Annotated in this window: 16 protein-coding genes and 1 tRNA gene; 5 read left to right on the top strand and 12 right to left on the bottom strand. The window is 63.1% G+C overall.

What is annotated here, in order from left to right:
• Window positions 1–32: 32 nt before the first annotated feature.
• Together infC and uvrA are read right to left on the bottom strand one after the other, a co-directional pair.
• On the bottom strand, window positions 33–581 hold the full coding sequence (gene infC, locus HF989_RS08870) for a translation initiation factor IF-3 (RefSeq protein ID WP_084768197.1): 549 nt from the start codon (window positions 579–581) through the stop codon (window positions 33–35).
• Window positions 582–852: 271 nt separating this feature from the next.
• On the bottom strand, window positions 853–3,711 hold the full coding sequence (uvrA, locus tag HF989_RS08865; protein WP_168685769.1) for an excinuclease ABC subunit UvrA: 2,859 nt from the start codon (window positions 3,709–3,711) through the stop codon (window positions 853–855).
• An 85-nt stretch (window positions 3,712–3,796) separates the two neighbouring features.
• Between uvrA and HF989_RS08860 the strand changes: the two genes are divergently transcribed.
• The 3 genes from HF989_RS08860 (at window position 3,797) to HF989_RS08850 (ending at window position 7,749) form a co-directional block, all read left to right on the top strand.
• Window positions 3,797–4,390, top strand: a complete 594-nt coding sequence (locus HF989_RS08860) for an MBL fold metallo-hydrolase (protein ID WP_425482999.1) — start codon at window positions 3,797–3,799, stop codon at window positions 4,388–4,390.
• Window positions 4,391–4,493: 103 nt separating this feature from the next.
• Window positions 4,494–5,522 (top strand): DoxX family protein, encoded by a 1,029-nt coding sequence (locus HF989_RS08855; protein ID WP_168685767.1) that lies wholly within the window; start codon window positions 4,494–4,496, stop codon window positions 5,520–5,522.
• A gap of 64 nt (window positions 5,523–5,586) precedes the next feature.
• Window positions 5,587–7,749: a HelD family protein gene (locus HF989_RS08850; protein WP_168685765.1), complete on the top strand. Its 2,163-nt coding sequence runs from the start codon at window positions 5,587–5,589 to the stop codon at window positions 7,747–7,749.
• Here HF989_RS08850 and HF989_RS08845 read toward each other — a convergent pair whose 3' ends face one another.
• The 6 genes from HF989_RS08845 to rpsA form a co-directional block, all read right to left on the bottom strand.
• Window positions 7,750–8,196, bottom strand: coding sequence for a universal stress protein (locus HF989_RS08845; RefSeq protein ID WP_168685763.1), 447 nt, complete (start codon window positions 8,194–8,196; stop codon window positions 7,750–7,752).
• 53 nt (window positions 8,197–8,249) lie between these two features.
• Window positions 8,250–8,708: a universal stress protein gene (locus tag HF989_RS08840; protein ID WP_168685761.1), complete on the bottom strand. Its 459-nt coding sequence runs from the start codon at window positions 8,706–8,708 to the stop codon at window positions 8,250–8,252.
• Window positions 8,709–8,724: 16 nt separating this feature from the next.
• Window positions 8,725–10,824 carry an excinuclease ABC subunit UvrB gene (uvrB, locus tag HF989_RS08835; RefSeq protein ID WP_168685759.1) on the bottom strand — a complete coding sequence of 700 codons (2,100 nt, stop codon included), beginning with the start codon at window positions 10,822–10,824 and terminating at the stop codon, window positions 8,725–8,727.
• 32 nt (window positions 10,825–10,856) lie between these two features.
• Window positions 10,857–11,210 (bottom strand): DUF4259 domain-containing protein, encoded by a 354-nt coding sequence (locus HF989_RS08830; protein WP_168685757.1) that lies wholly within the window; start codon window positions 11,208–11,210, stop codon window positions 10,857–10,859.
• A 66-nt stretch (window positions 11,211–11,276) separates the two neighbouring features.
• Window positions 11,277–11,873 (bottom strand): dephospho-CoA kinase, encoded by a 597-nt coding sequence (gene coaE / locus HF989_RS08825; RefSeq protein WP_168685755.1) that lies wholly within the window; start codon window positions 11,871–11,873, stop codon window positions 11,277–11,279.
• Between the two features lie 109 nt (window positions 11,874–11,982).
• The gene (gene rpsA, locus HF989_RS08820; RefSeq protein WP_038611352.1) at window positions 11,983–13,443 is read right to left on the bottom strand and encodes a 30S ribosomal protein S1; all 1,461 of its coding nucleotides are present in this window, start codon (window positions 13,441–13,443) and stop codon (window positions 11,983–11,985) included.
• A 304-nt stretch (window positions 13,444–13,747) separates the two neighbouring features.
• On the opposite strand from rpsA, the gene HF989_RS08815 reads away from it, so the two are divergent.
• Window positions 13,748–14,980 (top strand): YkvI family membrane protein, encoded by a 1,233-nt coding sequence (locus HF989_RS08815; RefSeq protein ID WP_168685753.1) that lies wholly within the window; start codon window positions 13,748–13,750, stop codon window positions 14,978–14,980.
• A gap of 429 nt (window positions 14,981–15,409) precedes the next feature.
• On the opposite strand, the gene polA is transcribed toward HF989_RS08815, so the two are convergent.
• Window positions 15,410–18,013, bottom strand: coding sequence for a DNA polymerase I (gene polA, locus HF989_RS08810; protein ID WP_246233912.1), 2,604 nt, complete (start codon window positions 18,011–18,013; stop codon window positions 15,410–15,412).
• 152 nt (window positions 18,014–18,165) lie between these two features.
• Between polA and HF989_RS08805 the strand changes: the two genes are divergently transcribed.
• A tRNA-Leu gene (locus tag HF989_RS08805) sits at window positions 18,166–18,239 on the top strand.
• Window positions 18,240–18,482: 243 nt separating this feature from the next.
• Here the strand turns inward: HF989_RS08805 and HF989_RS08800 are convergent.
• The 3 genes from HF989_RS08800 to HF989_RS08790 all read right to left on the bottom strand — a co-directional run bounded on the left by HF989_RS08800 (window position 18,483) and on the right by HF989_RS08790 (window position 22,745).
• Window positions 18,483–20,453, bottom strand: a complete 1,971-nt coding sequence (locus HF989_RS08800; protein WP_168685750.1) for a hypothetical protein — start codon at window positions 20,451–20,453, stop codon at window positions 18,483–18,485.
• Between the two features lie 100 nt (window positions 20,454–20,553).
• Window positions 20,554–21,528 (bottom strand): site-specific integrase, encoded by a 975-nt coding sequence (locus tag HF989_RS08795; RefSeq protein WP_168685748.1) that lies wholly within the window; start codon window positions 21,526–21,528, stop codon window positions 20,554–20,556.
• Between the two features lie 194 nt (window positions 21,529–21,722).
• The gene (locus HF989_RS08790) at window positions 21,723–22,745 is read right to left on the bottom strand and encodes a hypothetical protein (RefSeq protein WP_168685746.1); all 1,023 of its coding nucleotides are present in this window, start codon (window positions 22,743–22,745) and stop codon (window positions 21,723–21,725) included.
• Window positions 22,746–22,870 lie beyond the last annotated feature (125 nt).

Below are 22,870 nucleotides of genomic sequence, written 5' to 3'. Positions count from 1 at the left end.
GTGAAAGCCCTTCAGAGTGTCGATTGTTGGAACTACTTTTTGCCCTTGCGAGCCGGTCCGAAGACCATCGTCATGTTTCGTCCGTCCTGCTTCGGGCGGGACTCGACGACGCCGAGATCCCCGACGTCCTCGGCGAGGCGCTCCAGCAGGCGGTAGCCCAGCTCGGGGCGGGCCTGCTCGCGGCCGCGGAACATGATGGTGACCTTGACCTTGTTGCCCTTCTCCAGGAAGCGCTCTACATTGCCCTTCTTGGTCTGGTAGTCGTGCTCATCGATCTTGGGGCGGAACTTCTGTTCCTTGACCACGGTCTGCTGCTGGTTCTTGCGGGCCTCGCGGGCCTTCTGATCCTGCTCGTACTTGAACTTGCCGTAGTCCATAATTTTGGCCACGGGCGGCTTCGCGTTCGGGGCTACCTCAACCAAGTCGAGGTCCGCCTCATACGCCAACTTGCGGGCGTCGTCCGTGCGGACAATGCCCACCTGCTCGCCGGAGGGGCCGACGAGGCGAACTTCAGGGACACGGATACGTTCATTGATCCGAGCTTCAGCGCTGATGAGAACTCCTAGAGACGTAAGGGACAATGTGTGCCGCTCTCGAGCCACAACCGGAGCCATCCCACACGAAAATCCCGCTCACCCAGACGGGTGGCGGGAGATCGTCCAAAGCACGCCGATACAATTGCTTGCTCGGCGCACCGTTTGACCCGTATCCAACTCACTGTGGCGAGCGGCTTGGGGTGGGATTCACTCCTCTTGCGGCCCCGCGCCCGCATGACACGTGCGCGGTGGGCGGTGTGCAAGAAAATATACACGCATCACGCGCTGAGGCCAAATCCCCTCCGCCAGTGGTCGCTCAGGCTTTCGCGAGGATGTCGTCGAGGAACTGGCCCGTGAACGAGCCCTCCACCTTTGCCACGTCCTCCGGGGTGCCCTGCGCCACCACCGTGCCGCCGCCCGAGCCGCCTTCCGGCCCCATGTCGATGATCCAGTCGGCGGACTTGATCACGTCTAGGTTGTGCTCGATGACAAGCACGGTGTTGCCCTTCTCCACCAAACCATTCAGCACCAGCATCAGTTTGCGGATGTCCTCGAAGTGGAGACCGGTCGTCGGCTCGTCGAGGATGTAGATGGTTCGCCCGTTGGAGCGCTTCTGCAGCTCGGATGCGAGTTTGACGCGCTGCGCCTCACCGCCGGAAAGGGTGGTCGCGCTTTGGCCGAGGCGGACGTAGCCGAGGCCAACGTCCACAAGCGTCTGCAGATAGCGGTGAATGGAGGTAATCGGCTCGAAGAATTCGGCCGCCTCGGAGATCGGCATCTCCAGCACCTCGGCGATGTTCTTGCCTTTGTAGCGCACCTCCAAGGTTTCCCGGTTGTACCGCGCGCCGTGGCAGACTTCGCAGGGCACGTACACGTCCGGCAGGAAGTTCATCTCGATCTTGATGGTGCCGTCGCCATGGCAGGCCTCGCAGCGCCCGCCCTTAACGTTGAAGGAAAACCTGCCCGCCTTGTAGCCGCGCACCTTCGCCTCTTGTGTTTCCGCGAAGAGGTTGCGGATTTTGTCGAACACACCGGTGTACGTGGCCGGGTTGGAGCGCGGGGTGCGCCCGATGGGACTCTGGTCCACCTGCACGAGCTTGTCTAGGTGCTCTAGCCCCTCGACCTTCTTCACCCGCCCGGGAACCTGGCGTGCACCGTTGAGCTGATTCTGCAGCGTTTTCGCCAGAATCTGGTTCACCAGCGTCGACTTGCCGGAGCCCGAGACACCTGTGACCGCAACCAAGACACCGAGCGGGATGTTCACGCTGACGTTGTCCAGGTTGTTCTCACGGGCGCCGACAACCCTGAGCTGTCGGTCCTTCTCCACCGGCCGGCGCTGCTCCGGCACCTCGATGACCTTCCGGCCCGACAAGTAGTCGCCCGTAAGCGAGCCCTTGGCCTTCAAAATGCCTTCCGGCTTGCCCTGGTAGACCACTTCCCCGCCGTACTCGCCGGCGCGTGGCCCGATGTCGATCAGCCAGTCGGCTTCCCGGATGGTGTCCTCGTCGTGCTCCACCACCACGAGGGTGTTACCCAGGTCCCGCAGCTTTTTCAGCGTGGTGATGAGGCGCTGGTTATCGCGCTGGTGCAGGCCTATCGAGGGCTCGTCCAGCACGTACAGCACACCCGCGAGGCCCGAGCCGATCTGGGTGGCCAGTCGGATGCGCTGCGCCTCGCCGCCGGAGAGCGTGCCGGCGGAGCGCGCAAGCGTGAGGTAGTTCAGCCCCACGTCCAGCAGGAAGTGCAAGCGGGCTTGAATCTCGCGCAGCACGGCGCCGGCGATCATTTCCTCGCGGTACCCCAGCACCAAGTTGTCCAGGTACTGCGACGCCTCCTCGATGGACAGCTCCGTCAGGCCCGCGATGGACTTCTCCCCATGCGTGGTAGACGCCAATCGCACAGCCAGAATCTCCGGCTTCAGACGCGCGCCTTTGCACGTGGGGCACGGCACCTCGCGGGTGTACGCCAGCAGGCGTTCCTTCTGCGTGTCGGATTCGGCTTGCTCCAGCTTGCGCTCCAGGTAGCCCACAATGCCCTCGTACGCCGCGGTGTACGAGCGCTGACGGCCGTAACGGTTCTTGTAGCGCACGTTGACCTGGGTGGACGAGCCGTGAATCAAGTGCTTTTGCTGCGTCTTGGTCAGTGAGCTCAGCGGGGCGTTCGCGTCGAACTTCTCCTCCTTGGCCAGCGCCTCGATGAGCTTGGTGAAGTACTTCTTGTTCGGGCTCGAGTTCCACGGCTGGAACGCGTCCACTGCCGGGGCGTCGGGATCCGGGATGACCAAGTCCACGTCGATTTCTTTGCGCACACCAAGGCCGTCGCAGGCAGGGCAGGCGCCGAACGGCGAGTTGAAGGAGAATGCGCGCGGCTCGTACTCCTCCACGTTGAGCTTGTGGCCGTTTGGGCACGCCATCTTCTCGGAGAAGATCTGCACGCGCTCCGGGTCATCCTCCGCTAGGTCCACAAAGTCGAAGCCGACGAGGCCGTCTGCGAGTTTCAGCGCAGTCTCGACCGAGTCCGTCAAACGCTGCTTCTGGCTGGCTTTGACGGTGAGGCGGTCCACCACCACGTCGATGTTGTGCTTGACCTGTTTTTCCAGCTTCGGCGGCTCAGAGAGCTGGTAGGTTTGCCCGTCCACGTTCACGCGCGAGTAGCCCTGCGCAGACAGGTCCGCGAACAGGTCTTGGAACTCGCCCTTGCGCTTGCGCACAATCGGCGCGAGCACCTGAAACTTCGTGCGCTCCTCCAGCTCAAGCACCCGGTCCACAATCTGCTGGGGCGTTTGACGCTCGATCACCGCGTCGCACACCGGGCAGTGCGGCGTGCCGGCGCGCGAGTACAGCAGACGCAAGTAGTCGTAGATCTCGGTGATAGTGCCCACGGTTGAGCGCGGGTTGCGGTTGGTGGACTTTTGGTCGATGGACACTGCGGGGCTCAGCCCGTCGATGTAGTCCACATCGGGCTTGTCCATTTGACCCAGGAACATGCGGGCATACGACGACAACGACTCCACGTAGCGGCGTTGGCCTTCGGCGAAGATGGTGTCGAATGCGAGCGAGGACTTGCCGGAGCCAGACAGGCCCGTAAACACCGCCATTTTGTCGCGGGGCAGTTCAATGTCCACGCCTTTGAGGTTGTGTTCCCTGGCGCCGCGCACGGTCAGCTTTTCGGCCACGTCACTCTCGCTTTCGTCTGTCGGTACTCCCAAGACGCTACCAACGCCGGCCCAGGGTCTTGCATTCCTGACTAGCCTGGGCCGCATGATCCAACTGCGCCAAATTTCAGTCTCCGACATGGACAACAACTGCTATCTCCTCTGCGACGGTGGGCAGGGGCTGCTTATCGACGCAGCTTCGCAAGCCTCCGACCTCCACGCCTTGGCCGACGAAGCCGGTGTGGAGATCACCGGCGTGTTGACCACGCACCGCCACTACGACCACACCCGCGCCCTCGTCGAGGTGCTCGAGGCCACCGGCGCCACGCACTACGCGCCGTTCCTGGACGCGCCGGCCATCCCGGCGCCGGCGGATGTGGAACTGCGCGATGGCGACACGATTGAGTTCGCGGGGCACTCGCTACCGGTGATTATCCTGCGCGGCCATACCCCGGGCGGCGCGTGCGTGGTGGCGGACATTGAGGGCACCCCGAACTTGTTCGTCGGCGACTCCCTGTTCCCCGGTGGCCTGGGCAGGACCCAGTCCGAGGGCGATTTCGTCCGCCTCTTCAACGACGTGAAAGAGAAGATCTTCGATGTCTACCCGGATGAAGCCATCGTCCGGCCGGGCCACGGCAAACCCACCACGCTCGGCGAGGAGCGGCCGCACCTCGACGAATGGTGGGATCGGCGCTGGTAGGCGCAAACCCCGCCGTTAGTGAAATCCGGCCACCCGGAAGGCGCAAAATCGCTACACTCGGCGAGAGCACATTCAGCTACAAAAGTAAGGATTGGGTAGAGATATGATCCGGAAAATCGCACGCCCGATGCTGGCTTCGGTCTACGTGATCGACGGTGTCGAGACCCTGCTAAACCCGGCCGGCCACAAGGAGGCCGCGGATAGCGTGTTGAAGAAGGTTCGCGCGCTGACCCCGCGCGAGTACCGCGGCTTCTTGCCGAAGAGCCCGGAGACCGCCGCGCAGCTCGTCGGCGCAACCAAGGCCGGCGCTGGCGCCTCCTTCGCCATCGGCAAGTTCCCGCGCCTTTCCGCGACCCTGCTGGCCGCAACCGCGCTGCCGTCCATCGTTGGCCGCCACGCATTCTGGGAGGCGGACGACGCTGACGAAAAGGCCCGCCGCCGCACTGGTGCACTGACGGACCTCGGCCTCGCCGGCGGTGTGCTGCTGGCCACCGTTGACAACAACGGCAAGCCGGACCTGAAGTGGCGCGCCCAGCACGCAGCCCAGGCAGCGCAGAAGAACGTCAAGCAGGCCCTGCCCACCAAGTCCGAGACCGAGAAGGCGTGGGACAAGGCCTCCGGCTGGTTCTCTGACACCACCGACCAGGTCACCGGCTACGTCGACGACAACAAGGGTGACTGGAAGAAGGCTGCGGTCAAGGCCGGTGACGCAGCAAACGACTGGTTCGGCGATGCGAAGAAGCAGGCCTCTCACCTGCTGTCGGACGCCAGCGAGTGGCTCGACGACGCCGCGGACAAGGCTCAGGACTCCTACGGGGACCTGAAGCCGTCGGCTGTGCAGAAGTTCGCGGCCAAGCGCAAGATCAACGGCGTCGTGAGCGAACTGCAGGGCCAGTTGGACGACCTGCAGCCGTCCGCGCTGGATAAGTTCGCGGCCAAGCGCAAGGTGAACAAGGCTTCCACCAAGGCTCAGAACAAGGCTCAGGATGCAGTGGATTCCCTGCAGAAGGCATGGGACAAGCTGGATGCGAACCCGTCCCTGCTTACCAAGCTCAAGTGGAAGCGCAAGGCCAAGAAGGCCGAGAAGAAGGCGCAGAAGCTGGTGAAGAAGGCGCAGAAGAAGTTCGCGTAAACGCGTAGCGCACACGGCCCCGCGGCTGGGAATAATTCCCGCCGCGGGGCCGTTTGTTGTGGGGATGCAAGAGACAGAGCAAGCGTACGTGGACACTCTTTTCGCACACCTCGACGCGGAAGTCGCACGCGCCCAAGCGCGGTTAGAGGAAGTGCAGCGCGACGTCGACCCAGACAATCCGGACTCCGACGCTCTGGTGCGCCGTGAGACCGAATATCACGGGTTAAATGCCAAACTGGACGCGCTCAACGTCGCGGAGACGGGTCTGGTGTTTGGCCGTATCGACGTGGCCGAGGACGACCCAGAAAATCCGGTGCCTGGACGCTCAGATTTGGAACGCCGGTACATCGGCCGCATGGGTATCGACGACCGCGAGGACAATTACCGCACGCTCCTGCTCGACTGGCGCGCTCCCCTCGCGCGCCCCTTCTACTTGGCCACAACGGCCCACCCCGAGGGCGTGGAGACCCGCCGCAACATCCGCATGCGCGGGCGCACTGTCACGGCCGTCGACGACGAAGTGCTCTCCGGCGACAGCGCGGAATCCACCTCCGCCGGCGTCGGTTCCGAAGCCGCGCTGCGGCGGGCGATGAACGAAGCACGAACCGGGCATATGCGCTCCATCGTGGAGACGATCCAACGCGAGCAGGACGAGATCATCCGAGACCCAACCCGCGGTGTGATGGTGGTACACGGCGGCCCCGGGACGGGCAAGACTGCTGTGGCGCTGCACCGCATCGCCTATCTGCTCTACACCTGGCGGGAGCAGCTCACGCGCACCGGTGTACTGGTTGTTGGACCGAACGCCACGTTCCTCGAGTACATCTCGCGCGTGCTCCCGGAGCTCGGCGAAACCGGTGTGGTGCTCTCTACCGTCGATCAGCTGGTGCCTGGATTCACTCCCGGCGGCAGCGACTCCACCGCGGGGCGCGAGGTGAAGGGCTCGATAGAGATGATGACCATCCTCAAACGCGCTGTCCAAGCCTACGAGACGGTGCCCGATGCCCCGGTGCGGTTGACGTTCGACGGTGTCCCGGTCGACGCAACTCCGCAGATGGTGAAGGCGGCCCGCACGCGCGCCCGCCGCTCCCGGCGCCCCCATAACCAGGCGCGGGCGCACTTCGCCGAGCACCTCACCCAGCTGCTGGCCGAGGCCTTGGCCCGGCGCATCGGAGAAGATCCGCTGGGCGGGACGAATCTGCTCTCGGATGCAGATGTAGATCAGCTCCACGACGACCTCGCGGATGACCCGCAGGTGCAGCGGCTTATCGACGCCCACTTCCCGGAGCTTGAGCCCGTGGAGGTGCTCGACGCGCTGCTGACCAGCAAAGACGCTATCGCGGAGGTCGCGGGCGACTATGACGACTACACGCGCGCGGCTCTGTACCGTGCGCCCGGCTCACCCTTCAGCCACGCCGACACCGCCCTCGTGGATGAGCTCGCGGTCCTCATCGGGACCGTCGACCCCGAGGAGCAGCGGCGCAAGGAGGAGGAAGAGTGGCGCGAGCTCGTCGCAGAAGCTGAGGGGGCGCTCGATGTGCTGGCTTCGTCAGAATCCACGGATAACGACGACGACCAGTTCGAGGCGGAGATCCTCTCCGCGGCGGACGTGATCGACGCGGAGACGCTTGCAAGCCGCCAGCGGGAGACGGACACTCGCTCGACCGCCCAGCGAGCCCGGGCAGACCAGACCTGGGCGTACGGGCACGTCATTGTGGACGAGGCGCAAGAGCTCTCCCCGATGGAGTGGCGGATGGTATTCCGCCGGTGCCCTTCACGATGGATGACACTGGTGGGCGACACGGCCCAAACGTCCTCACCCGCCGGTGTGGACGACTGGACCGCAGCGCTGGATCCGTTTGTCGGCGAGCGTTTCCGGCTGCACGAGTTGACGGTGAATTACCGCACGCCGAAGGAGATCGCCGACTACGCTGCGGAGATCCTCGCCCACATCGACCCCCAGGCGGTTGTCCCGCAAGCGATACGTGCATCGGGCGTACCGGTGCAATTCGTGCCCGACCTAGAAGCATTGGAGCACCGGGCAGCGCGGGAGGGCCTCACCGCAGTTATCGACGCGGAGAACGTCGGCGACATGAAGGGGCTCGAGTTCGACCACGTTGTCGTGGTGGAGCCGGGCAGAATAATCGAGGCCTCGCCACAGGGGTGGCAAGACCTCTACGTCACGGTCACCCGCGCCACACAGACGCTGACGGTGGTTGGCGAATAATTAGTTCACGGTGTGAACGATCATGACGTCGCAGTCGGACTGGCGTGCGACGTCCGCCGGCACGGAGCCGAGCAGACGGCCCGTCAGGGAGTTAATGCCGCGGTTGCCCACCACCAGCAGGTCCGCGTTGTTGTCATTGACGATGGCCATGAGCGCCTGCACTGGGGTGCCCGGGCGAGCCGCGGTCTGCACCTCGGGTGCGCCTGCGGCACGCGCGTGGTCGGCCGCGCCCTGGAGATTCTCCAGCGCCTTCTGGTCGCCCAGGATGGTCACCGAATCCTGGCGCAGGGTCTTCGCGGCGTCTTCCTCGTTCTCGTAGTAGGCGGTGCCGATGACGAGGGTAGAGCCGAAGGCGGCGGCGAGTTTCGCTGCGCGCTCAACGGCCAGCAACGAGGACTTCGAGCCGTCGGAGCCGACGACGATGGTCTTGTACAGGGTATCGGCCATAATGGTCACCTTTCACAACTTGCGGGACACGGCAAGTCTACCCCTCGGCCAACCTAGTCGTGTCCCTCTGCCCTGGTATCCACGAGCATGACGTCAACCGGGGCCTTCTTTGCCACGTTGCCGGGGATGTTGCCGAAAATTCGGCCCGCCATCGAGCGCATGCCCTTGTTGCCCACCACCAACAAGTCCACGCCGTATTCGCTTACGGCTTCCACCAACACATTCGCCGGCTGGCCGCCCTTGGACACCAGGTTGACCTTGCCGGCTTCCTCCTCCCGGGCAATCTCTTCCGCTTTGCTCAGGATGTCGCGCGCGTTGGTCGCCGTCACAATGTCCACGCGGGACAGTTCAGCGTTCGTGGAGTTCAACATGGAGCCGGATGCGGTGTAGTGGGCGCAAATAATCGTCAGCTCGGCACCGTAGGCGCGTGCCAGGCTGGCGGCAGCGCGCACGGCCACCATGGAAGTGGCGGATCCGTCAGTGCCGACAGCGATCGAATGGTAGGTGTGCAAGACAGAAGTCCTTTCGCTAGTTGCCTGTGTCTTTAATACCACGCAGCTCGCGCTTCAAATCTGCGATTTCGTCACGCAGCCGGCCCGCCAGCTCGAATTTCAGCTCGCCGGCGGCGTCGCGCATTTGGACCGTCAGGTCGTCGATAAGCTTCTGCACGTCATCGGACGCCATGTTGGATACGTCGGGGCGGTCTGCAACTGCGGCGTCGGAGCTTAGGCTAGCAGACGCGTCGGCGTCCGCGTTCTCGTACACCTGGTCCAAGATGTCGGCAATGGCCTTGCGCAGCGGCTGCGGGTCAATGCCGTGCTCCTTGTTGTACGCGATTTGCTTCTCGCGGCGGCGCTCGGTCTCGTCCATTGCGTCCTGCATGGACTCGGTGACTTGGTCTGCGTACATGATGACCTCGCCCGAGACGTTACGCGCGGCACGGCCGATGGTCTGGATGAGCGACTTCGTGGAGCGCAAGAACCCCTCTTTATCAGCGTCCAAGATGGCCACCAAAGACACCTCTGGCAGGTCCAAGCCCTCGCGCAGGAGGTTAATACCCACGAGCACGTCGTACTCGCCGAGGCGCAGCTGCCGCAGCAGCTCCACTCGCTGCAGCGTGTCGATGTCGGAGTGCAGGTAGCGAACTTTAATACCGTTGTCCAACAGGTAGTCGGTGAGATCTTCAGCCATGCGCTTGGTCAGCGTGGTCACCAGCACGCGCTCGTCCTTCGCGGTGCGTGTGCGGATCTCGTCGATGAGGTCGTCGATCTGCCCCTTCGTCGGCTTCACTGTGACCTTGGGGTCCACCAGGCCGGTCGGACGGATGACCTGCTCGACGAACTCGCCCTCCGAGGCGGCCAGTTCGTAGTCGCCCGGAGTTGCGGACATATAGACGGTTTGGCCCACGCGGGCCTCAAACTCGTCGAACGTGAGCGGGCGGTTGTCCACGGCGGAGGGCAGGCGGAACCCGAACTCGACCAAGTTGCGCTTGCGCGACATGTCGCCTTCGAACATGCCGCCGATCTGGGGCACGGTGACGTGGGACTCGTCGATGATGGTGAGAAAGTCTTCCGGGAAGTAGTCGATCAGCGTCGCCGGGGCCGAACCTGTGGGGCGGCCGTCCATGTGGCGCGAGTAGTTCTCGATGCCGGAGCAGAAACCGACCTGTTGAATCATCTCCAGGTCGTACTCCGTGCGCATCCGCAGGCGTTGGGCTTCGAGGAGCTTGCCCTTGCTCTCCAGCTCCTCCAACCGGTCCGCCAGCTCGAGCTTGATCTCCTCGATGGCTTTTTCCATGCGCTCGTCCGTTGCCACGTAGTGGGTCGCCGGGAAGATACGGACCTCGTCCTCCTGGCTGATCACGTCGCCGGTCAGCGGGTGGATGTAGTACAGCGCGTCCACCTCGTCACCGAAGAACTCGACGCGCACGGCCACCTCCTCGTACGCGGGGATGATGTCCACCGTGTCGCCCTTGACGCGGAAGGTGCCGCGCTTGAAGTCGATGTCGTTGCGCTCGTACTGCACATCTACTAGCAAGCGCAGGAAGCGGTCGCGCTCCACTTCTTCGCCCACGCGCAGCACGATGGATCGGTCCAGGTACGACTGCGGGGTACCAAGGCCGTAGATGCACGAGACCGAGGACACCACGACAACGTCGCGGCGCGACAGCAGCGCCGACGTGGCGGAGTGGCGCAACCGCTCCACATCGTCGTTGATGGAGGAATCCTTCTCGATGTACGTGTCCGTCTGCGCGATGTACGCCTCAGGTTGGTAATAGTCGTAGTAGGACACGAAGTACTCCACCGCGTTGTTTGGCAGCAGCTGCCGCAACTCGTTTGCGAGCTGGGCCGCCAGCGTCTTGTTCGGCGCCATCACGAGCGTGGGGCGCTGCTGCTTCTCAATCAGCCAGGCCGCTGTCGCGGACTTGCCGGTGCCTGTCGCACCCATGAGCACGACATCGCGTTCACCGCGGTTCAGCCGCTCGTCGAGCTCAGCGATCGCATGCGGCTGGTCGCCCGACGGCTTGTATTCCGAGACAACTTCGAACGGCTTCTCGCGCCGCTCGATCTCGCCCACTGGGCGGAATTCGGACTGCGCGAGGACGGGGTGTTCAGCAGCGAAGGCCATAGCGAACAGTCTACGCGCCGCGCCGACACCGCCTAGCCCGCGTACCGGCGCGAGGCAGCGAGCCACTCGTCCAACTCGCCGGCCTCCTCCCACATCGAGTACAGCGCAGATACCCCGGGGCGCAGCGCCGCCTGGGCTCGGCGGCGGATCCACCGCCTGTCGTCCAAGGTGAAGGGATATTCCACCACTTCCCCGGCGAACTCGTCGGGAAGATGGCCGTTCAGCACCGCGGCGAGCGCAATGACGGACTCCGCCTCGTCAGTGCTCAGCGTGCCCAGGCCGCATTCGAAACGGAACTGGTCCATGCGGAACGTGCCGTCGACCAGCGCGGCCACGGCATCGGTTGCAGAGTCGTTGTCAAACGGCCCCGTGTTCCACGTACCCATGGCATGAGAACGTAGACCAGCAAGGTAAATGGGATGTGTCGCACCGGTGAATTTCCTCGGTACAGGTCACAAATCGTTGATACGCCCAACCAGTTCATCCGCTTGCGGCTCAAGCGCCTCCAAGGGCCCGTTGTTGTCGATGACAACGTCGGCCGCGGCAAGGCGCGCAGCGTCGTCCACTTGCTGGGCAATCCGCGCGCGTGCGTCGGCCTCGTCGAGGCCCCGCGCATCGACGAGCCTTCGGACCCTCTCGTCGACGTCCACATCTACGACAACGGTTAGGTCCATCGCTTTGTCCAGCCCCAAATCCACTAACAGGGGCATGTCGTACATGACGGCTCGCTCCCCCGCTGCTTCCGCCGCGGCGAAACGTCGCTCGGATTCCGCCCGGATGGCCGGGTGGGTGATTGCGTTGAGCCGCGCAGTGGCAGCATCCGACGCAAAAGCTCGGCGGGCAAGCTCACCGCGGTTCAGTGCCCCGTCCGCGTCGATCAGGTCGGCGCCAAACTCGCGGGCCACCTCGTCGAGCACCGGGGAACCAGGTTCCATGATCCCGCGGGCAATCTCGTCGGCGTCGACGACGATAAAACCGCGGCGGGCGAGCATCCCCGCCACCGTCGATTTACCGCTGCCGATACCGCCTGTCAGGCCCACTTTCTTCATGGGCCCGAAGATAGCAAACGTCCCGCCCTCGACCGGTAGGGCCGGGGACGGGACGTCGTCGCTAAGCAGAGCGCTTACTCGCGTCTCCTAGTCGCGAACTTGTAAGCGACTAGTTGCCAGCGAGCTTGTCGCGCAGGGCTGCGAGCTGCTCGTCGGAAGCCAGGGAACCGATGCTCTCCTCGGCCTGGTCAGCTGCCGGAGCCGCAGCAGACTCGGAGGAGTAGTTGGCCTGGTCGCTGGCCTGCTCCGCAGCCTCGGCGGCAGCGGCGCGGTGACGCTCGATCTGTGCGGCGTGGGCTGCGTGGCGGCGCTCCGCCTCGGCGTAGCGAGCCTCCCACTCCTGGCGAGCCTCATCGTAGCCTTCCATCCACTCGTTGGTCTCCGGGTCGAAGCCCTCCGGGAAGATGTAGTTGCCCTGCTCGTCGTAGGAATCCGCCATGCCGTAGCGGGACGGGTCGAACTCCTCCACGAAGTCCTCGTCCGCCTGCTTGAGGGACAGGGAGATGCGGCGACGGTCGAGGTCGATGTCGATGACCTTGACCATGACCTCTTCGCCGACGTTGACAACCTGGTCCGGAACCTCCACGTGGCGCTGAGCCAGCTCAGAGATGTGCACGAGGCCCTCGATGCCCTCTTCGACGCGGACGAACGCGCCGAACGGAACGAGCTTGGTGACCTTGCCCGGGACGATCTGGCCCACAGCGTGGGTGCGGGCGAAGACGCGCCACGGATCCTCCTGGGTCGCCTTCAGCGACAGGGAAACGCGCTCGCGGTCGAGATCGACGTCGAGCACCTCGACGGTGACCTCGTCGCCCACTGCGACAACCTCGGACGGGTGGTCGATGTGCTTCCAGGACAGCTCGGAGACGTGCACCAGGCCGTCAACGCCGCCGAGGTCGACGAACGCACCGAAGTTGACGATGGAGGACACGACACCCTTGCGGACCTGGCCCTTCTGCAGCTGGTGCAGGAAGTCGGAGCGCACAGCGGACTGGGTCTCCTCCAGGTAGGCGCGGCGGGACAGCACAACGTTGTTGCGGTGCTTGTCCAGCTCGATGATCTTCGCCTCGAGTTCCTGGCCGATGTACGGATCCAGGTCGCGGACGCGACGCATCTCGACGAGGGACGCCGGCAGGAAGCCGCGCAGTCCGATGTCGAGGATGAGGCCGCCCTTGACGACCTCGATGACCGTACCGGTAACCGGCTGGTCGTTGGCCTGCAGCTCCTCGATGGTGCCCCAAGCGCGCTCGTACTGCGCACGCTTCTTGGACAGCATCAGGCGGCCTTCCTTGTCCTCCTTGGTCAGGACAAGCGCGTCGATCTCATCGCCGACCTCGACCACATCTTCCGGGTCGACGTCGTGCTTGATGGAAAGCTCGCGGGTGAGGATGACGCCCTCGGTTTTGTAACCGATGTCGAGCAGAACCTCGTCGTGGTCAACCTTGACCACGGTGCCGGTGACAATGTCGCCATCGTTGAAGTACTTGATGGAGGCGTCGACAGCGGCAAGAAATTCCTCAGGGCCACCGATGTCGTTGATGGCAACCTGGGGTGCGTTGGAAGTGCGCATAAGTAGTATGTGCTCCGAAAAATAGGAGGTCGTAAATGGACAGAAGCGTCTCTTTCAGCAGCGCACACCCTTTCCGTTCGGGCGGGGATTGTGTCTGCCGATCTCGCGCCGAGCCAGTCGCCCCACCCTCCTATTACGGTGGTCGCCACCCTCGCGCATAGACACGCTCCGAGAAGCGTACCTACTTTTCCCAGCTAGAGCAAATAAACCGCAGGGGCGCGTCAGCTACAGGGCAGCGGGCAGACGCGCGCTACCATTGTCACGGTTTTTACCGTATTACCAGTTTGTCCTCAGGAGCAAAACAATGTGGAAACGCAGCCTTGCAGTCGCTGCCTCTTTTGTCGGCATCGTCGTTGGTGCCGGCTTCGCCTCGGGCATGGAAGCCCTACAGTATTTCGTGTCTTACGGCACCCACGGTTTCTACGGCGTGATCCTGGCCAGCGTGACCATGCTGCTGGCCGCGACCGCCTTCATGTCCTTCGGCTCGTATTTCCTGGCCAACGAACATAACGAGGTCTTCTACAACGTCACCTGGAAACCGGCGGCATTCGTCATGGACTGGTCTGCGGTGGCGTGCATGTTCTCCGTCGGCTTCGTCATGTTCGCCGGCGCCGGCTCGAACCTTAACCAGGCGTTTGGTTGGCAGATCTGGGTTGGCGCGGTAGCGATGCTCGTCCTCATGTTGATTGTCGGACGCTTCGACGTGGACAAGGTCTCTTCTGTTATCGGCTGGGCTACTCCCCTTCTGGTGGTGTTCGTGCTGATCGGCTCCATCTACTCCTTTACCCAGATGGACCCGAGCTGGAGCGAGATCAGTGAGTACGCGCAAAATGAAGTGACCCGGGCGGACGGCACGCCGTACTGGTGGCTGGGCGCACTCAACCACACCGGGCTCAACGCGTTGTGCGGTGTGTCCATGGCCATCGTCATGGCGGGCGACGAGTTCGACACCAAAAGCTCCCGCCTTGGCGGCATCCTCGGCGGGGTGATCTACGCAGTGATGCTCGCGCTGCTGGTTGCTTCTCTACTTATCCAGGTGCAGTCCGTCAACGGCGCAGACATGCCGCTGCTCGCCGTCATCGACAACGTGGACCCGGTTCTTGGCTTCATCATGACGTGGGTCATCTTCATCATGGTGTTTAACACCTGCCTCGGCATGTTCTACGCGCTGGCAAAACGTCTCACACGTAAAAAGCCTGAGCGGTTCTACCCCGTTTACGCGATTGCTTGTGTGGTGGGCTTCGGCCTCTCCTTCGCTGGTTTCCAACCGTTGGTGAGCAGCCTGTACCCAATTTTGGGCTACCTCGGCCTCTTCGTCATGGCAGTGATGACGGTGGTGTACCTGCGCCACCGCAGCGAGCTTAAGGAGGAGGGTCAGCGCCGCAGCGACGCCGTCGAGGGTGAAGGCGACGCTGATGTGGACGACCTCGCGAGCGACTCGAACCTGGACGACGACGATTTCAGGGAGGCACTTCAAGACGAGATCGACGCCGGCGAGGAAGACAACAGCAAGCGCTCCCTCAACGACTTGCTCTAAACGCCAGGGGTATTTCACGGGGGTGAAACGGCCGGTGAACTGCGGGCAAACCGCCAGTTGCCGGCCCTTTTTTATCCTGGCCAGATGAGTGCGCCTTCGCTCGGCGGGTGAACGTAAGGTGGATTGTCCAGCTCGCACCCACTTACCGTGGAGCCTGCTTTTATACAGCGGTAAGGTAGCACCTGGCTTTCGGGGGACGACCTGGCCAGGGGTGAAATTTAAGCCCCAGCCCGGTCAAGGGCCCACCCCGGCGGCCCCTCCCCTCGAGGGGAGGAACACAATTGAATACCGTTCGGAGCCGCGTGGGGGGAGGCTCCCGTGGGGGGTGGTTCACGGCAACCGGGGAAGATGCCGTGGAGCGAGGCGGGTAGGAACCACCGCGTTCCTACCCGCCTTCGCCCTGCAGGCGGCCATGGGGCCCGAAAAGGTTTAGTGCGCCGCCTCGTCCCAGTTCGCGCCAGTGCCCGCCGAGACCTCCAGCGGCACGAGCAGCTCGATCGCACCATCCATCTCCCGCTCGACGATCCCCCGCACCTCATCCAATTCCCCGGGGGCCACTTCCACCACCAGTTCGTCATGCACCTGCAGGAGCACGCGTGACTGCTTGCCCTCCAGAGCCGCATCGACCCTGAGCATGGCCACCTTGATAATGTCGGCCGCCGTGCCCTGGATCGGCGCGTTGAGTGCTGCACGTTCCGCGTTCTCCCGCGCCACACGGTTATCGCTGTTGAGCTCCGGCAGGTACCGGCGGCGGCCGAAGACCGTAGAGGTGTAGCCGTCGCGGCGCGCTTGCTCCACCACTTCATTCAAGTAGCGCTTCACCCCGCCAAAGCGCTCGAAGTAGCTCTCCATGATGTTCTTCGCTTCCCCTGCGGAGATGGACAGCTGGTTGGACAACCCGTAAGCGGAAAGACCGTACACAAGCCCGTAGGACATGGCCTTCACGCGTCGGCGCAGCTCCGGCGTCACCTGATCAATCGGCACGTCGAAGACACGCGAACCCACGAAGTTATGCAGGTCCTCCCCTGCCCGGTACGCCTCGATCAAGCCCTCGTCTTGGCTCAAGTGTGCCATGACGCGCATTTCAATCTGGGAGTAGTCAGCGGTGAGCAGACATTCATGCCCGTCGCCCACCACGAATGCGGAGCGGATGGTGCGGCCAGCCTCGGTGCGCACGGGAATGTTCTGCAAGTTCGGTTCCGCCGAGCTCAACCGGCCTGTCGAGGCTACCGTCTGGTTAAAGGTGGTGTGGATGCGCCCGTCCGGCTGCACCGTCTTGATCAGGCCCTCGATGGTGGACTTCAGTTTCTGCATCTCGCGGTGCGCAAGCAGGTGGTCCAGGAACGGGTGCGGATGCTTCTCTGCCAGCGCCTCAATCTCGCCCGCGGCAGTTGAGTACCCCGTCTTGGTCTTTTTCGTCTTCGGCAACTCGAGCTTGTCAAAAAGGACCGAGGAAAGCTGCTTTGGGCTGGAGAGGTTCAGCGACGGCTCGCCCACAAGCACCCGCGCCTCCTCCTCGATTTGCTCAACCTTGTGAGCGAAGTCTTTGCGCTGATTTTCAAGTACGTCCAAGTCCACCGCGATGCCGATGTGTTCCATTTCAGCGAGCACGGTAACCAGTGGAAGCTCAAGGTCCGCGTAGAGCTCGTAGGAATTGATCTCGCGCAGTTCTTTGGCAAGCTCGGCGGACAACTCCAGGATCGCGGCCGCCGCATCGGTGTCTGCGGTGTCGCCGAGCAAACTCATTTGGTCTGACCCGACATTGAGCTGTCGCTGCAGGTGGCGCTGGTAGATATCCTCCAGCGCGTAGGTGCGCTGACCTGGCCGCAGCAGGTAGGCCGCGATCGCGGTGTCGTGCGCAACACCGGCAAGCTCGATTCCACGGCCTCGGAGCATGTGGTACGCCGCTTTGGCTTCGTGCATGAACTTCGGCGCGTCCGATTCGAGCCACTGCTTCAACGCCGCGTCTTCCTCGGCGCTCAAGTCCGCCGCGAGCTTGCTCACCGCATGCCGTTGCTTATCGACGACCGCCAGCGCGACCACGTCACCCTGTCCCGGCGCGTCGTTGCCGGTGAGGTATACCGCCAGGCCGTCGGCTGACCGCTCTTCGAGCCAGGTGTCCAGAGGCTCGTCGTCAAGCACGATATCCTCGAGCTCGATGACCTCGGTTTCGGGGGCGGAGCCGTCGGTAGGCACGGCAGCGAGGACGCGCTCGCGGAGGTTCACCCCGAACTCGAGGTCGTCGAAGCGGGAGGCCACCTCCGTCACATCCGCGGGCTTGAGCTCCAGGTCGCTGGGCCCGACCGGCAGCTCCACGTCAGTGACCATCTGCGTCAGCTCCCGGTTGAGCTTGACCTGCTCGATGCGTTCACGGAAGTTGTTCGCCGCCATGCCTTTGAGCTCGTCGGCGTGCTCGATGAGGCCGTCGAGGGTCCCGTACTGGGAGATCCACTTCGTGGCGGTCTTCTCCCCCACCTTGGGCACGCTGGGCAGGTTGTCCGACGGGTCTCCGCGCAGCGCCGCGAAGTCGGGGTACTGCGAGGGCGTGAGCCCGTACTTTTTCTCCACCTCATCCGGCGTGAAACGGGTCATCGTGGAGACACCACGAGTTGGGTACAGCAGTGTGGTGGCACCGTCGACGAGCTGGATGTAGTCGCGGTCGCCGCTGACCAGCACAATTTCGAAGTCGCCGTCGGCGCGAGCTTGGTTGACGAGGGTGGCGACGACGTCGTCCGCCTCATAGTCTTCCTTGCTCAGCGTGGTGATTCCGAGGTCGCCCAGCACGTCCTCGATGATGGGCACCTGGCCCTTGAACTCCGGCGGAGCAGACTCGCGCTGCGCCTTGTACTCCGGAAAGCGCTCCGTGCGGAACGTTTTACGTCCCACATCGAATGCGACCGCGGCGTGTGTCGGCTTCTCCTCCGCGAGAATGTTGGCGAACATGGATAAGAACCCGTACACCGCATTCGTGTGTTGGCCGCCCGACGTGGAGAAGTTCTCCGCGGGCAAGGCATAGAAAGCGCGGAAGGCCATCGAGTGGCCGTCGATAAGCAGCAGTCGCTTCGTGTTCTCCGGTGTAGTGCTCACGGTTGGCCAGTTTAGCGGGCAGCCCGACATGGCCCGGTTGGAGCGCCTGCGGGGCGATTTCCTCCCTCAGGCTGCACTGGGATACACTTTCCCGCGATGCCCCAGTAGCCCAATTGGCAGAGGCAACGGATTCAAAACCCGTCCAGTGTGAGTTCGAGTCTCACCTGGGGCACGCTGTGTTGTTGGGGGTTTCGGAGAACTTTTCGAAAGAGTTCGGAAAACTTCTACCAAGACCCCCGCCAAACTCATTTTCAGAAAGAAGTGCGTCAACCTACTGGTAAGAAGCACTTCTCTGAACGCCAAACGCCCGGAAGTCGGCACGTTAATGCCAATTTCTGGGCGTTTTCCACTATTCGAACACGACTTCTAGGCCGCTGCCCACCAGAACACTTTTCTGGAGGCGTGCGGCCTGCGTTTACGCGGCAACTGGCGGAGCGTTCGGGAACGTGCCGGCTAGCGCTCGCTCGCTGCGTTTACGGTCAAGGTCGTCGCGATAGCCACGCGGGGACGGATCATTGTCATCACCGCTCTCGTCAAACCAGGCCGAATCAGAGGTCAGCAACAGCACGTTAACGGCGACGCAGGAAATCGCGGTCGCAATCAGCTGGCCGGCCCACCCCCGCATGAGGCGCATAGTTGAGTCGCCAATACCGACGCCGCGAGCGTTCTTGAGCTTGTCGTTGCGACTTTCAATCATGTTGCGCTGACCGTACACCTCCTGCCATTCCGGCGTCCCGTACGCGGGACCCTGCTGGAGCCACCGGGCACCGTCCTCGACGTTGTTCTTGATGGTCACCGAGGCCTGACGGCAAATCGCGGGTGGCGCAGCAGAGAAGCTGGACACGTCCTTTACGGTCAACTCCAAGCGCTGTTTAGCCGTAGGCTTCTCGTCCCCTCGTGGCACTAAAGCACAAGCTAGTGCCGAACCCGGAGCCTTGACTGGGCACCGGAAGCGGCGGTCACCGGCACTGCTTTTGGTGCCTTTTGTGGCAAGCGCGAACCGCTTCCGCCCCTCCAGTCGGCTCATGTACGTCTCGTGGTCAATGTCGCCAGCCTCGTACTCGGAGTGCGGGTCTATGAGACCAGGGAAAGACTGGATTCCCGGCGAGTAGAGTCCGCCGTCAATGACCACCGCGCCGGACGGCAGGGTTGTCTGGTAACCCCGGTTTTTGTCCTTGTAGTCGAAGACGAGGTCATACCCCTCTTCTCGCAGCGGAATGTGCATTCTCTCCGGCTTCTGCGCTGGGTAGAGGCGGTCGAACAGCATGTAGCCGCGAGGAAGTTCGGGACGCTCGGTGACGTTTTGGAGTGCCTCCCAGAGACGCTCGGTGGGGTTCACACCCGGACGGTGGAAGCCCATGCCCAAAATGAGCCCCGGGTTACCACCCCGTTTCGCAAACCCGTCGCCGGTCATCGCGGCGATGGTCGCCTCGAAACCCCATACGTAGGTTCCACCCTTAACCTCCGGATTCTCCCCGTCATGGTTGGTGGTCTCCTTGTGGTGCCAACCAGCCACAGGGGTCGACGCCACTAAAGCGTCGTCTGGCACAGACCCCTGGCGCATCCGCTTGCGTGCCGGCGTGCCGCGCTTAGACACCTGGAGCGAGGTACCGTCAACGGCGACCGTGCCGTCCCACGAAGCGAAAGCCTCGGGATTCATCAGTTCGACTGAGGCCCATATAAGCCGGTTCGAGAACTCCGTTCCGCGATTGCGTCGCTTCTCGCGGAAAGCCGCAGTCTCCTCGTCGTCGTTGACATCGAGTTGGCCGCCGGGGACCAAGTCGAGCCACTCGCCGACGGTGTACCGCTCTCGCAGTCGAATCTCCGGGTAGGGCTCCATGGTCTCGCGGGTCACCCAGATCGTGTACCAGACACGGTCAGCCCAGCGCTTGCGAATCTTGCGACGCTGACGCTTGTCTTTGACGTCGAACCCCTCTTCTTCCAGGCCGAGTAAGGACCAGATTGCAGGCGTAAGACCGAATGCGATAGTGCGGCCCATGTCCTGGAAGTGCTGCGCTTGTCGTTGGATGGCGAGCAGAATCCAGAGCGTAAGCGCAGCGTGGATACTCACTTTCCTGGGCCGCCCACCCTTGTTCGTAATGAGGCCGTCCTCGACGCGCCATTGCTCCACAAGGCCGACGACCCCGGAGCGTTCCACAATGTCCCAGGCCAACTTCACTGTGGAGTAAACTTCGCGCCGCTGCTCGATATACAGCCAGTCGCGGTCTGCGGTCTTCTCTTCGCGTACTTCGAGCTCCGTCTCGGACGAGGCAACTAGCGCCTCGTCCCAAGCCTTCTTCCGCTTCTTCGACGGCTTGACTGCCCCGTCTTTCGCTAAGAGCTGACGCACCTGCTCGTACCAGTCGCTGTCAATGTGTTGGGACATCGTGGTTCACCTCCTCTCGCGGGTGTTTTCGGCAATAAAGGACTCGCCCCGGGTGCTCACCAGGGGTTTTGCGGCTATGGCTTGGTTAGTTCTGGGGCGCTTACGCCCCGCCTCGAATCACGGTGAGGGAAGCCCGTCCCGCTTCCCGGCTCGGACCTCCGTGCAACAGCGACCTCGCTTCTCGCGCCGTGATTTGTTCCGCGTTGACCAGGAATTTCCGGTAGTGCTGCAAGTCGCTCAAGCCCGCGGCCTCAATCACTGCGGACTCTGGAACGCCCCGGCGGACTTGGGTGACAATCCAGGTCGTACGGGCGCGACTCATGTCCACGGCCAGCGACGGACGGTGCGAGCGCTTCGTGAAAAGCGCCACCGTACCGGCCGACGAGGTTGTCCGTTCCGGGCGGAACAGCCACGAGTCCAGGTCTTTGGCTCGCTCGACGGCTTCTCGAATCGGCTGCACCCATTCGTGGTCTACGGGTACAAAACGACGTCCCGCCCCGCGGTAGCCCGACGGGTACACCACCGTCCCGGTCTCGTCCGTTTCGACATCCGCAGCGGTAAGCGTCGCGACCTCTCCGGAGCGAAGGCCCGCGCCGAGGGTCAACGCCAGGAGCAGGGTGGCCTGCTGACGGCGCTGGACAGTGGCCTCACCGTCCGCCCAATGGCGTAGGCGAGTCATCTCGTCCTGTGTGTACGGGGCGCTCTTCTTGTCGGTTCCGTACTGAGGGCGCTGCCTCGGCGTGTCGTAGTGCCGGTGAGCGGCCTGGCCGACAACGCGAAGCAATGACCTGGTCGTGCCTTGGACGTGGGTGCTGTACCCAGACTGGTCTACAAAAGCATTGACTGTGGCTTCGGTAAACACGGACTCGACCGAGACTTCCCGTCCGGACATCGAAACGTAGTCCGCGAGTCGAGCAACGGTACGAAGCGTGGCGCGGGTCTTGTCCGCGCTCCAGTCATCCGTCACGGCAGTCGAAACGGCGTCCGTGACGAAGGTGCGAACCGCGTCCCAGCGAGCCCTCGGCAGGACCGTCGGGGTGTATCCGGCGATGACCTCATGTGGTGTGGTGGGCATGTCGAATTGTCCTTGTCCGCCCACGCCGTAGGTGGTGGGTGCGTGGGCTATCTCTGTGGTGGAGTGAGATAGCACCAGCCTGGGTCGACACCGAGAGGTCGTCAAGGTCCAGAAACGGCTCATGCGCCGGTCAAAGTGTTTACGGCAATCGCAGCAAGCTGGCATCGGATCACGCTTTGTACTGCACGTTTCACTCATTTTAAGCCTCCTTCAACAACGCGCAGAGATGCACTATGCATACTATTTGGTTCACCCGTCTGGGGGTAGGCTCCCTGGCCTACGCCTTGCTCCGTCACCTCGGTGCCGGCTCTTGAGCCGATACCTGCCCAATGTCCGACACCGCCAGCGCTCGCTGTCAGACCAGGCCAGTCCGTGTACGGATCAGTAAGCACCTCGACGTGGTCTTCCACAGTGTCTGGGCGCTCGGGGTTCACCCTCGCGAGACGTTCAAACTCGTACAAGTGCGTCGTTCCAATAGCGGCAACCGCAACTTCTCGCGGGACCGCGCGGATTACCTGCACCGCCCACGTCGCACGGAGGCGGCGCAGCGAGATTTTGAACTTCCTTCCTCGGTTTAGCTCCTTCTTGACCAGGTCATTGATGTCCCCGTACGGCAAAAGCGGTACGCCTGGGTCTTTCGCCTCGGCTACCGCAGCGAGACCCGGTCCGAAGACCGCAGCGACTGGCACCGCGGTGGCGTGCCCCGCACCACGCAGTCTCTCCACACGCACCCACGTCACCCCGTCGCGAACGCTCACGTCGTCGGCGAGGACGGTCTCCATTCCGTCGCAGATACCCGCTCCGAGTCCAAGCGCCAGCACGGTGTACGCCTGCTCTCGTGTGAGTTGCGTGGACTGCGACTGCACCCAATGGCGGAGCGCGTCGAAGTCGCTCCTTGTGTACGGCTTCGCCTGCTCTTTCGGCTCGCGCGGTAGAAGGCTTATCGACGTGCCGGTGAGCGTCGTGGTGATTTTGTTGAGATACGTGCGGACCGTGGCCGTGTTCCGGCGTGTTTGTGCGAGGCCGTTCAGTGCCGCATGGCAAACGTCCACGTCGAGCACCGTCTCGCGGGTCACTGGCCGGCCGACGCGGTGACAATACGCGGCGACGTGAGTAAGCGCGCGCATATATTTTGAGACCTCGCTGTGGCGGTTTTGCCGAAGGTGGAAGTGCTCGGCACCGCCCTTTTCGAATGCTTCCAGAGCAATCTGTTGCACTACTGGTGCGACTGTTGACCAAGTGGTGCCACTGACAAACTGGGGTGTGTAACCAGCGACGCGCCGTTCGACGTACTCACGCTCTTGCACAGTTAGCCCCACGACAAGCCCCCTTCACGAGCAAG

It is taken from the genome of Corynebacterium mucifaciens (assembly GCF_012396315.1).
In the GTDB taxonomy this organism is placed as follows: Bacteria; Actinomycetota; Actinomycetes; order Mycobacteriales; family Mycobacteriaceae; genus Corynebacterium; species Corynebacterium mucifaciens.
This window is presented reverse-complemented; position numbering and strand designations above follow the sequence as displayed.

Coding starts and splice junctions, on each gene's coding strand:
- HF989_RS08860 (WP_425482999.1), top strand. CDS start 3,797: ATGATCCAACTGCGCCAAATTTCAGTCTCCGACATGGACAACAACTGC.
- HF989_RS08855 (WP_168685767.1), top strand. CDS start 4,494: ATGATCCGGAAAATCGCACGCCCGATGCTGGCTTCGGTCTACGTGATC.
- HF989_RS08850 (WP_168685765.1), top strand. CDS start 5,587: ATGCAAGAGACAGAGCAAGCGTACGTGGACACTCTTTTCGCACACCTC.
- HF989_RS08845 (WP_168685763.1), bottom strand. CDS start 8,196: ATGGCCGATACCCTGTACAAGACCATCGTCGTCGGCTCCGACGGCTCG.
- uvrB (WP_168685759.1), bottom strand. CDS start 10,824: ATGGCCTTCGCTGCTGAACACCCCGTCCTCGCGCAGTCCGAATTCCGC.
- HF989_RS08830 (WP_168685757.1), bottom strand. CDS start 11,210: ATGGGTACGTGGAACACGGGGCCGTTTGACAACGACTCTGCAACCGAT.
- coaE (WP_168685755.1), bottom strand. CDS start 11,873: ATGAAGAAAGTGGGCCTGACAGGCGGTATCGGCAGCGGTAAATCGACG.
- rpsA (WP_038611352.1), bottom strand. CDS start 13,443: ATGCGCACTTCCAACGCACCCCAGGTTGCCATCAACGACATCGGTGGC.
- HF989_RS08815 (WP_168685753.1), top strand. CDS start 13,748: ATGTGGAAACGCAGCCTTGCAGTCGCTGCCTCTTTTGTCGGCATCGTC.
- polA (WP_246233912.1), bottom strand. CDS start 18,013: ATGGCCTTCCGCGCTTTCTATGCCTTGCCCGCGGAGAACTTCTCCACG.
- HF989_RS08800 (WP_168685750.1), bottom strand. CDS start 20,453: ATGTCCCAACACATTGACAGCGACTGGTACGAGCAGGTGCGTCAGCTC.
- HF989_RS08795 (WP_168685748.1), bottom strand. CDS start 21,528: ATGCCCACCACACCACATGAGGTCATCGCCGGATACACCCCGACGGTC.